The sequence below is a fragment of the Nostoc sp. genome, from assembly GCF_036917535.1.
Taxonomy (GTDB): domain Bacteria; phylum Cyanobacteriota; class Cyanobacteriia; order Cyanobacteriales; family Nostocaceae; genus Nostoc.
Window position 1 is genome coordinate 90489 of the sequence record NZ_JBALDA010000082.1, and the last position, 12251, is coordinate 102739.

Below are 12251 nucleotides of genomic sequence, written 5' to 3' on the forward strand. Positions count from 1 at the left end.
TACGAATTACGTTAGCGTAGCAGGACGTAGCCCATTACGAATTACGAATTGCTCTGCAAGATGCAGGCCTCAACCAAGGAGTATGAGGCGTAGTGCTGGGAAGATTTGCTGTCAGTACGACTTCCCCTTTTTCGTTTAGCGCCAAACTAGTAGCTTCTATGATCGGTTCTGGTGCAGGAGTAGTTATTTTGCTGGGAACGAAGGAGCGATCGCCGCGATCGCCTTTTGGATTGAGACTCACCAAATCTACTTTCACTGCATCAGCGTTAAGAGGTTCACCTGGATTAGGTGGCAAGCCGCCGCGTCCAGTGATTGTAAAACTGCTTTTAGCTAAATTTCCACCAGCTTGACAAGTCTGTGCTACTTGGGTATCAACTGGTACAGATGGTAAGTTGATTAAGCCACTGTTGGGGTTTACATCTGGCGTGTTAAGTTCTACAGTGCCACTTACACCAAACTCAGAACTAGCGGTGATGTCCGAAAGAGAAGTTGGGTTAGGGCGGGGTTGAATGCCATAGATACCAATGGCTCGAATATCTACTCTGCCACCACTGCCTGTGTAAGCATTAGCAGTGATGTCGCTATTTTCGCTTGGGACAGCAACAATGAAGCCCGATGGGGTATTGATGGTGATGTTGCCACCATTACCACCAGCTTGGTCTGTGCCTGCGGAGGTGGAAATGGAAGCGCCACGACGCAGAAGGAGTAAATCAGTTTCTAACTTGATGTCGCCACCGTTACCCGATGCAGATTGGGCGTTGAGTGTGCCACTGTTGTCTAGGGTAACTCTAGGTGAGGTGACGAGAATATCTCCAGCAGTACCCGTCGGACTTTGGGAGTCAACGAACAAGCCACTGTTAAAGTTAGAACTGTTGCCAGAAATGGTGAAAAAATCAGCAGCATTGACTTTAATTGTGCCTGCATTCCCAAGTCCCGAAGTTGAGGCAGCAAGTTGAGCGCCATTTTGTAATGAGAATGAACCAGAATCGATAGTAATGTTACCCCCATTACCTTGTGTCCCCGTTTGCACCAAGCTGCCAATCGCACTGAAAAGATCGTTTTTCTCCCCAGCAATGTTAACAGCGCCAGTAACATTAACATTGACATTCCCCGCATCTCCCCGTCCTGCTGGCTGGGTATCAAATGCACCACGGGTAAGGGTTTGCAGTTGAGCGCCATCAATTAGTGATAATGTTGCAGCATTGATGTCAATATTGCCACCTTTCCCAACACCCCCTGCTGACACCGTGCTGAAGATGTAAGCAATATCTGCAAGGGAAACAGCATCTCGTGCCCGCACTGTTACATTCCCCGCATTTCCTTGTCCACGGGTTGAGGCTTCAAGTTGAGCGCGATCGCGTAACGAGAAAGAACCAGAATCGATAGTAATGTTACCTCCATTGCCAACTGTCCCCGCTTGCACCAAGCTGCCAATCCCACTTTTATTCCCAGCAATGTCAACAACGCCAGTAACTTTAACATTGACATTCCCCGCATCCCCCCGTCCTGCTGGCTGGTTATCAAATGCACCACGGATAAGGGTTTGCAGGGTAGCGCCATCAATTAGTGATAGTGTTGCAGCATTGATGTCGATATTGCCACCTTTACCTACACCTCCGGCTTCCACTGTGCTGAAGATGCCAGCATTATCTGCAAGAGAAACAGCATCACGTGCCCGTACTGTTACATTCCCTGCATTCCCTTGTCCACCGGTTGAGGCAGAAAGTTGAGCGCCATCTTGTAACGAGAAAGAACCAGAATCGATAGTAATATTACTCCCATTACTTTCTGTCCCTGTTTCCACACTGCTGTAAATCCCACTGGCAATATCTTTTTTCACCCCAGCAATGTCAACAGCGCCAGTAACATTCACATTGACATTCCCCGCATCCCCCCGTCCTGCTGGCGCTGTTGTAGATGCTTTACTAGTTAGGGTTAAGAGTTGAGCGCTATCAATTAATGATAGTGTTGCAGCATTGATGTCGATATTGCCTCCTTTACCTACACCTCCGGCTGCCACTGTGCTGAAGATGTAAGCATCTGCAAGAGAAACAGCATCAAGTGCGCGCAATGTTACATTTCCCGCGTTTCCTTGTCCAAATGTTGAAGTTTGTAATTGAGCACCATCTCGTAATGTGAAAGAACCAGAATCGATAGTAATGTTACCCCCATTGCCAACTGTCCCCGTTTCCGTCCGGCTAAAAATCGTACTGGGAAAATTCTTTTTTGCCCCAGCAATATCAACAGCGCCAGTAACTTTAACATTGACATTCCCCGCATTCCCCCGTCCTGCTGGCTGGGTAGCAGATGCGCCACGAGTACTGGTTACCAGTTGAGCGCCATCTTTTAGCGAGAGGGTTGCAGTATTAATGTCGATATTGCCTCCCTTACCTACACCCCCAGATTCCACCGTGCTGAAGATGGTAGTTTGTCCACCTGCAAGAGAAACAGCATCTCGTGCTCGCACTGTCACATTCCCCGCATTCCCTTGTCCAAATGTTGAGGCTACAAGTTGAGCGCCATCTTGTAACGAGAAAGAACCAGAATCGATAGTAATGTTACCCCCATTGCCAACTGTCCCCGCTTCTACCAAGCTGACAATCTCACTGATAAAACCGTTTTTATTCTTCCCAGCAATGTCAACAGTGCCAGTAACATTAACATTGATGTTCCCCGCATCCCTCCGTCCTGCTGGCTGGTTATCAGATGCACCACCAGTAAGGGTTTGCAGGCTAGCGCCATCAATTAGTGATAGTGTTGCAGCATTGATGTCGATATTGCCACCTTTACCTACACCTCCGGCTTCCAAGATGCCAGCATTATCTGCAAGAGAAACAGCATCACGTGCCCGCACTGTTACATTACCCGCATTCCCTTGTCCAAATGTTAAGGCAGAAAGTCGAGCGCGATCTTGTAATGAGAAAGAACCAGAATCGATAGTAATATTACCCCCATTACCTTTTGACCCCAAACGCACTTCATTGCGAACACTACTCCCAGTGCCAACAACTTTGATTTCCCCGGTAGCATTCAGCGTTATATCTCCTGCAACAGTTTCAGGTGTCCCCAAACCTTGCCCAATACCACCGCTTAAAATACTTCCTTCTAAAATATTTAGATTCCTAGCATTCACTGCAATATTACCGTCACCAGCGCCTTCTACATATATCGCAGCTTGATTAGTAAGGGATACCGAAGTTTTCGCAACATTCTCAGGAAATTTCAAACTTAGATTATCATCATCTACACCCAGCGCTACACTACCAGGTTCGCCTAATCCTCCTAATTCAACTCGTCCACCATAAGCATTTAATTCTCCCCCATCCATGCTGACATTTCCACCTACCAGCAGTAAACTTTTTCCATCTGGTACTCGTAAACCAAATGCATCAAAGCCTGCTGGATTTGTTCCGGCAAATGCAATTGAGTTATTTTGAATCGCTGCGTTTTGATTAATCTGATTAAACAACAATGCTGAAGGATTAATAGTCAACAACGGTGAAGGGATATTTTTCTCAGTAGCGCTAAAAAATCCGATATTTCCAAATTGCAGTGCATTCGCACTAGTCGCCACAAAGGAACCACCAACATTTAATTGAGCATTCTGACCAAATACAATTCCATTGGGATTAATTAGAAACAGGTTAGCCGTAGGATTAGTGCGGATTATCCCATCAATATCAGAACGTGACCCACCCGTTACCCGACTAATAATATTTTGAATATCCGCAGCATTATTAAAGAAAGCAGTGCTGCCATTTAAAACAGAAAACTCCTGAAAACTGTGGAACAAGTTGCTTCCTGCTTGAGTTCCTCCAGTGATATTGAAGATGTTCCCATTCTTTGTAACATTAGAGTTATTAGGTAAAGTCCCATCTGGGATAATTTGGGCAAAAGCACAATTTGTACTCCAAATGCTTGAACCAGATATTGCAATTCCTAAAAACCAGCCCCAACGAATACTCATTTTGGACATTGTACCCCTCTAAGCAAACAGCGATCGCTAAACTTTTGGTTATGTCACACCATTAATTAATGTGGGTTTACAGTGGTTGAAGTCATCTCTGGATAATTCTCAGTTGCGATCGCATTAGTTTTACGCAAAACTTGCTAATTTCTTTACATAAATTTATACAACATAATTCATCAATCGATGCGATCGCATTGTTAGTCGAAACAATGGCATTGTCACCCAGTACAATCGAATTGTTAGTCGATGCAATCACATTGTCAGCCGATACAATCGCATTGTCAGCCGATACAATCGAATTGTTAGTCGATACAATGGCATTGTTAGTCGATACAATGGCATTATTTGTCGATGCGATCGCATTGTCAGTTGATGCGATCGCATCTGCGTAAGTAAATAAACAAAAAGTTAACTCCAATTTCTAGCTTGAATCTTACCACTTAAAGTGGTGAGAGTGGTTCAAAGCCAGTTGCCTAGCAGAACATAAGGGGCCCAAAACAAGGGACGTTTGTATCTGGAATTTTGCAAAAGAGCGAGCTGGGCGCGACGGAGTACTTCAGCTTTAGTCAGGTTTTTGTTGGCTAACTCTTGGTAAAATTTACTCATCAACAAAGCAGTAGACTCATCATCCAAGTTCCACAAAGAAGCGATGGTGCTGCGTGCTCCTGCCTGAAAAGCGACACCAGCAATTCCCAGTGCAGCTTGTTTGTCCCCGGCAGCTGTTTGACAAGCACTAAGAATGAGTAATTCAATTGCTTCGGGTCTATTTTGCTCTAGCGTTCGCACTAACTCATTTAACTTTTTGACATAAATACGCTCATCCCAAGCGACAATAAATGTCTCCTCAGCCTTAGAGCTAAACTGACCATGAGTTGCAAGATGAACAATAGGGAAAGATAAAGAATTAATCCGGTTTTGCAAAGTTTTGCTGGTAAATTCTTGATTCAGAAGGATGGTGCTAGGGACTTGAGAGCGGATTTCTTCTAATTCGCGTTTGACGTTGGGTAGTGCAGAAAATCCCGAACTTGCTTCAGTCAATCCTGCGGCTATTGCTTTTAATCCTTTCTCCAATGGTTTGAGTTCAATCAGTTGCAGACTGGGGGTGAGTGCAATGTTATACTTCTCAACTAAATACTGTTTGCCATCATAGAGAACTGCCATCGGAATATTCCGCAACCAACCATCTAGCACAAACACCAAGGTAGGAATTTTACTTTCAGCCAAGGCAGCTTCAGCAGGTTGAATCACCCATTTGTAAACCTTCTGAGATAAAGATTGAACCTGTCGCAGCGTCTGTGGTTTGGGTAGATTTTCCTGTAGTTGCGCTAAAGTAGTTTCCACTTCTTTTTCAACTACAGGGGTAGTGTAGTGCAACCAACGTTGTTGAGGCAACTCAACGATCACCTCTAGTCGGTCTGGCAAAATAAATGGATAAATAATTGCTGCTGTTGGATCTTTTTTTGGATTACGGATTTGAGCATTCAAACAGTTGTTGCGAAAGAAGTTTTCTAGTTCTGCTATTTGGAGTAATTCGATTGTATTGCTAGCTTTTGCGAGATTTTCTGAGCTAACTTCAGAGTTACTCTGAGATTGCAAAAGTAAATCAACTAACTCTCGATAAACTGGTTCAACTACCTCTCGAAAGGAAAATTTCACCGCAGAATTGACAGCAACTAAATCACTACGGAGGGCTTGGAGGTCATTAACTGCTTCTGTGTAAGCTGCTACTGCTCCTTTGATATCTCCCTTAACTTTAAGCAAACGTCCTAGTTGCCATTGCCATTGATAGCCAATGTCTTTAGCATCGATAGCTTGAGCAATGAGCAAGGCTTGTTGGGTAAGCTTTTGGGCATCAGACCACTGTTGAGTTGCTTCGTACACTCGCCCTAAAACACCAATAGCATAAGATTCTGTGCGTCTATCTTGCAAACTTTTTGCTTGCTCAATAGCAGTTGCCAGTAATTGGGCAATGTCCAACCATGAGGGAGAGTCTGCGGCGGTTTTTTTTCGGAATTGCATTAGACTTTGGGCAAAGTTAATCCGGGCAGAAATTGTTGCCCGACTAAGGGGTAAGTCGTGAAGCTGAGTTTTAATTTGCGAGGATAATGCTTGGAAAGCTGATAATTGCTCAGTTTGCAGCAGTAGTCTTAGTTGATTGGCTTGAGCTTGGATGCGTGTAGTGGGTGAGGTTGCAGTTTTGATAGTTTGTTGATAATATTTTATCGCTGTTTGCGTGTCTTGCTGAACACGGGCTGTGTTACCCAGACTGAGGAGAATATCAGCGATCGCTTCTTTATCTGGCAACGATGAAGCTATTTCTAAACTTTGCTGCAATATCCGCCGAGATGTTTCTAAATCACCTGTAACTTGCACGACATTGCCGAGACTATGCAGGGCTGCAACTTTAACAGGTGAGTTGGGTTGACTTTGGAGAATTTGGGTACTTTCTCTTAAGGTCTTCTCGGCTTGACGATAAAACCCTAAAGCTTGCAAAGCTTGTGCTTGGTTAATCCGATTTTGAATAACCGCCCTCTTGTTGCCGATTTTGGTATAAATGTCAAGTGATACTCGCCAAGTATTCAGGGCATCTTCAGCTTTGCCTTGAGCCAATTGCAGGCGACCTTTGATATCTAAGATTTGGGCTATAATTTGCTCTTTAGTATCTATATTTTTTTGATGAGCAGTTTGTAATAAGTTGAGACTTTGAGCGATCGCAGTTTCTGCCTCTGACCACTGTCCCATTTGTTGATAAGCTAATGAGAGATTACCTAGTGCGATCGCTTGCCTCAGTTCATCTTCATTAGCTTTGAATGCAGAGATAGACTGTTGCCAAGAAGTAGCAGCTTCAGCAAACCGTTCAGCTTCATAAAATTTACTGCCCTGTTCCAGCAAACTTTGGGCATAGGACAACTTTTGAACAATGGAGTTTTCCGCAGTTACATGTGCGAAAGTCGGGGGCAACAATCCCGCGCCTAAGAACATAGTCAAAAGCAGCAGTATACTTAAAAAGCCTTTGATTTTCCGTAATCTAATTTTTTTTATTGCCATGTTTTTGCCCCCACTGCACCGCGTTTTTACTAAAAATAGACAGTGTAAGTTGCTCAACCTCCATAGTGTTGATTCAACGCACGACAATCGGCTGTCCTCTGCCAGGAAGGATGAGGCGTGACGGTGGGTGCACTAGTAAGAATTACATCGCCATTAGCAGCAATTACCCAACCAGTAGCTTCTACTATGCGATCTGGTGTTGGGTTAATGAGATTTGTGGAAACTGCTGGAGTAGAAGGTTTACCTCCTTCTGGCTTGAGACTCACCAAATCTACCTGCACTGCGTCAGCGCTGAGGGCTTCACCTGGATTAGGTGGTAAGCCGCCGCGTCCAGTAATTGTAAAACTGCTCTTAACTACAGCGCTACCTGCGGTACAGCCCTGTGCTACTCGGGTATCAACTGGTACGGTTGGCAAGTTGACTAAGCCACTGTTGGGGTCTACATCAGGTGTGTTAATTTCTACAGTGCCGTTTACACCAAACTGAGAGGTGGCAGTGATGTCACTCAAAGAAGTTGGGTTAGAGCGGGGCCGGATACCAAAAAGACCCTTAGCTGTAATGTCAACTCTGCCACCTCTACCTGTGAAAGCATTAGCGCTAATGTCGCTATTTTCCGCAGAGGCGGCAACAATGAAGCCGTTGGGGATATTAACTTCAATATTTCCGCCATTTCCGCCCTGTTGTCGAGTACCCGCAGTGGTAGAAATTTCACTGTTTTGACGCATCAGCAGTAAGTCTGCAACACTCAACCCTAGATTGCCACCATTACCAGAGAAAGTTTGTGCGCTAATCGTTCCATTGTTGAGTTCCACAGATTTAGCAGTGATGTCGAGGTTGCCTGCTACTCCTCCTGCAAAGCTGCTGACAGTAGCTTCTGCACCGTCAGATATCAGTAATTGCTGTGTATTGATTTTCAGATCTCCTGCCTTTCCTGTTCCTTGAGTTTGAGCAGACAAGACACTAACAGCCTGACCATCAGCTGAAGTACCAATTACTTGTACTCTTTTAGAGGCATTAATATTTAAACTTCCCCCCTCAGCTGAACCCAAGGTACTAGCATCAACGTGTCCTCCATTAAGGACAAATAACTCCGGAGAGTTAATTGTCAAAGAACCTGCCTTTCCTGTACCTTCAGTTCTGGTAGTCAAGACACTAGCAGACTGACTATTGGCTGAGATGCCACTTACTTGCACCGATTGTGAGGCATTGATATTCAAACTTCCTCCCTCACCAGCGCCAAAGGTACTAGCATCGACCTGTCCCCCATTTAAGACTAGTAATTCAGGAGTATTTATCGTTAATGTCCCTGCCTTGCCTGTTGCTGTGTGGTTAGCTTGAGTAGACAAAATGCTGACAGCCCGACCACTAGCTGATTCTCCAATCACTAAAACTGATTTGGAAGCATCAATATTTAAACTACCTCCCTCACCTAAACTTCGGGTAGCAGCTGAGATTAATCCTCCATTAGAGACAAGTAACTCAGGAGTATTAATCGTCAAAGAACCCGCCTGTCCTGTACCTTTAGTTTCAGTGAATAAGCCGCTGGGAGACCTATCATTGATTGAGGTGCCAATTACTTTCACCGACTCTGAGGCATTAATATTCAAACTTCCCCCCTCGCCTGCACCTTCGGTACTAGCATCAATCTGTCCTCCATCAAAGACAAACAAATTGGGAGTGTTTATGGTTAAGGAACCTGCCTTTCCCGTGGCTGTCTTTCCAGCTTGAGTAGTCAAGGTGCTGACAGCCCTACCATTAGCTGATTCTCCAAACACCAGTACCGATTCTGAGGCATTGATATTTAAATTCCCTCCTTCACCTGAACCTAAAGTACCGGCATCAACCTGTGCGCCATCATAGATAGACAATTCAGGAGTGGTAATTGTTAAAGAACCTGCTTTGCCTGCACCTTCGGTTCTAGTAAATAAGCCACTATTAGCTTGACCATTGGCTGAAGAAGTGCCATACAGTTGCACCCATTGTGAGGCATTGATATTCAAACTTCCCCCCTCACCTATACCAACAGTACTAGCGTCAATCTGCGCTCCATCAGCGAGGAGTAGTACAGGAGTGTTAATTGTTAAAGAACCTGCTTTTCCTGTCCCCGTAGTTCTACTAGACAAGCCAGTGGTGGAATTACTATCAGAGGAGATGCCATACATCAGCACAGATTCAGAGGCGTTAACATTCAAACTTCCTCCTTCACCAGCGCCAAGAGTACCAGTAGTAACCTGTGCCCCATCAGAGAGGAATAAAACGGGAGTGTTTATTGTTAAGGAACCTGCCTTGCCTATACCCGCAGTTCCGGTAGACAAGCCGCTGACGTGTTTATCTGAACTGACTCCAAAGATATCAACCAACTCAGAAGCATTAATTTGAATAGTTCCTCCCTGTCCGCTTCCAGTGGGAAGATTGTTACGTGAATTCTCAACATTTGCCCGGATTTGCGACCCATCTCGCAATCGGAGCGATCGCGTTTGAATATTAATATTTCCCCCATCTCCTGTAGATCCTGGTGCTACGGAGCTGGTAATCTGGCTATTGTTTGCGAGAGTCAAAAAGTCATTAATTTGCAAAGATATATCTCCAGCATTTCCTTTTCCACTGGTGGCAGCAGCAAAAAGGCCATCATCTAAAGCAAGAAAATCAGCAATAATACTGATATTACCTCCTTTACCTTCTGCTTCCGTTTCTCCGATACCTGGAGAATTTAAGCTAGTAGTAGCACTCAAGATATTACTACCACTAGCAAAGGAAACAGAATCATTGGCACGGATAAATACGTTACCTGCATCTCCCTGACCATAAGTACTGCTACTTAGGCTAGATTCATCACTTAAGGAAAGCGAGCCAGTGAGAATATTAATATCTCCTGCCTTGCCTGCTAATTCTCCTATATTATTGTTGAAGATTTCGCCGTCACTATCACTAGCAATGTTACTGTTTACAAGCGAAATTGAGTCATTTGCTTGAATTAATACGTTGCCAGCATCTCCTTCTCCATCTGTGGCAGTACTCAATCCAGAGTCATACAAAGATAGCGAGTTGGCTTTAATTTCAATATTGCCCCCTTTTCCCACTGCTGTTGGTAGCAAGTCGCTACTAATCGAGCTATTAAATAGTAAAACTGAGTCATTCGTTTGCACAGAGATACTACCAGCATTTCCTCTGCCAACAGAACTAGTACTGAGTCCAGCGCTGTCTAAATCAAGGTCATTTGTCCATAATAAGGATGTGGCTTGAATATTTATATCACCTCCATTGCCAATGGCTGGCTGTGTCATACTGCTAGAAATAAAGCTACTTTCACCACTAACCAAGTCACTCGTTTTGATAAAAATACTGCCAGCATTTCCCCGTCCCGAAATGTCAGCATTTAATGAAGCATTGTCTGTCAAAAACAATGACGTGGCTTGGATATTTATGTCTCCTCCATTACCTACAGCTTCCTTTCTCACATCGCTATTGATCAAGCTATTAGTTAGAAACACAGAGTCTCTGGCTTGCACAGAGACCTTACCGCCGTCTCCTCGTCCATCAGTACTAGTATCCAGTTGTGCTTCATTGTCTAAGGAAAGTGACCCAGTTTGGATATTGATATCACCGCTTTTTCGCACTGCTTGCTCTACTACAGCGGGAAAGTCGCTCAAAATTACGCTATTAACGCTACTATCAAAAAGTGCAACCGAATCATCGGTCTGAATCAATACGTTACCACCATTTCCCTGTCCGACAGAAAAGGTATCAATAGAAGCTTTATCATTCAAAAAGAGTGATCTAGCTTTGATTTCGATGTTACCGCCATTACCTACTGCTTGCTCCAATACACTGGTGGTCAACGAGCTATTGGTGAGGGAAATTGCATCATTAACTTGTATGGACATACCGCCAGCATTCCCCTTTCCGGCAGTTAAACTACCCAGTGTAGTGTTATTGAGGGAGAGCGATCCAGCTTTAATGTTGATGTCGCCGCCTTTACCTACTGCATTTTCCAATACACTAGTGGTGAATGAGCTATTAGCGATCGCTACCGAGTCGTCAACCTGTATAGAAATAGTACCTGCATTTCCCAAACCATTAGTAAAGGTACTCATTCTAGTATTATCAAAGGAGAGTGACTCAGCTTTGATTTTGATGTCGCCGCCTTTGCCTACTGCATTCTCATCTAAAACGTTAAAAATCTGACTAAAAAAGTTTTCGCTACTACTAGCAACTGTCATGGTTCCTGTGGCATTGAGTGTAATATCTCCTGCTTGAGTATTCACTGATCCTCGGTCTGAATCGATTCCAGCAAGCAGAGAACCTCCCAAAATATCTAAATTCCGGGCGTTGATGGCAATACTACCACCGTCCCCAGATACATTAATAAAAGCTGGATTTGTGAGGGCAACATCAGCTAATGTTACGCCATCAGGAAAACTTAAGCTTAGACTATTGCCCTCTACATTTAACCCAACCGTTCCTGCTGCGGTTAATCCTCCAATTTCAACTCGTCCACTGGGAGCAAATAGAGAGCCTTCATTTAATATTGCTCCAGTCGCAGTTAGAGTTGGGGAGATTTTGCCCCCTATTAGTAACAGGCTTTGACTATCACCAACTGAGAGAAATCCTCGATTCTCAATAGAACGAACTGGCTGAGATGTAATTTGATTGAACAAAAAAGCTGAAGGATTGACTGTCAGCAACGGTGGAGAATTCGGGTTAGAAGCACTGAAAAAACCTTGATTGTCAAATTGCAGTGCATTAGCTGTTGTCCCAATAAAAGAACCACCAATATTTAATTGAGCATTCTGACCAAAAATAATCCCATTAGGATTAATTAGAAACAGGTTAGCTGTTCCATTAACGCGAATTAACCCATCAATATTAGAAGCTGACCCACCCGTTACCCGACTGATGATATTTTGAATATCCGCAGCATTATTAAAGAAAGCAGTGCCGCCAGTGGGGACAGAAAACTCCCCAAAACTGTGGAACAAGTTTCTTCCAGCTTGGGTTCCCCCTTCAATGGTACTGATATTGTTTTGTGTTGTAACACGAGAATTATTGGGTAAAGTGCTATCGGGGGTAATTTGGGCAAAAGCGCAATTAAAAGAGAAAGCAAATGTCTGCAATACAGCTTCGCCAATCGCACTACCCATCACCAACCAACTTATCAGTGCGAATTTCCAGCGCCAACGCGGTCTGCATTGGGTCATTTTACTAACTTGCTTTGAGAGAGGTGTGTCTTTTT

4 protein-coding genes are annotated in these 12251 nt (G+C 44.2%); 1 reads left to right on the forward strand and 3 read right to left on the reverse strand.

Annotated elements, in window-relative coordinates; all coding sequences use genetic code 11:
* Positions 1–34: 34 nt before the first annotated feature.
* The gene (locus V7K56_RS26295) at positions 35–3967 is read right to left on the reverse strand and encodes a two-partner secretion domain-containing protein (protein ID WP_334915143.1); all 3933 of its coding nucleotides are present in this window, start codon (positions 3965–3967) and stop codon (positions 35–37) included.
* A 140-nt stretch (positions 3968–4107) separates the two neighbouring features.
* Between V7K56_RS26295 and V7K56_RS26300 the strand changes: the two genes are divergently transcribed.
* Complete coding sequence (locus V7K56_RS26300; RefSeq protein ID WP_334915145.1) at positions 4108–4362, forward strand: hypothetical protein; 255 nt, start codon at positions 4108–4110, stop codon at positions 4360–4362.
* 67 nt (positions 4363–4429) lie between these two features.
* Here V7K56_RS26300 and V7K56_RS26305 read toward each other — a convergent pair whose 3' ends face one another.
* Both V7K56_RS26305 and V7K56_RS26310 read right to left on the reverse strand, forming a co-directional pair.
* Positions 4430–7018 (reverse strand): CHAT domain-containing protein, encoded by a 2589-nt coding sequence (locus V7K56_RS26305; protein WP_334915147.1) that lies wholly within the window; start codon positions 7016–7018, stop codon positions 4430–4432.
* A 53-nt stretch (positions 7019–7071) separates the two neighbouring features.
* Entirely contained in the window at positions 7072–12216 is a 5145-nt protein-coding gene (locus tag V7K56_RS26310) for a two-partner secretion domain-containing protein (RefSeq protein WP_334915149.1), read from the reverse strand.
* Positions 12217–12251: the final 35 nt, after the last annotated feature.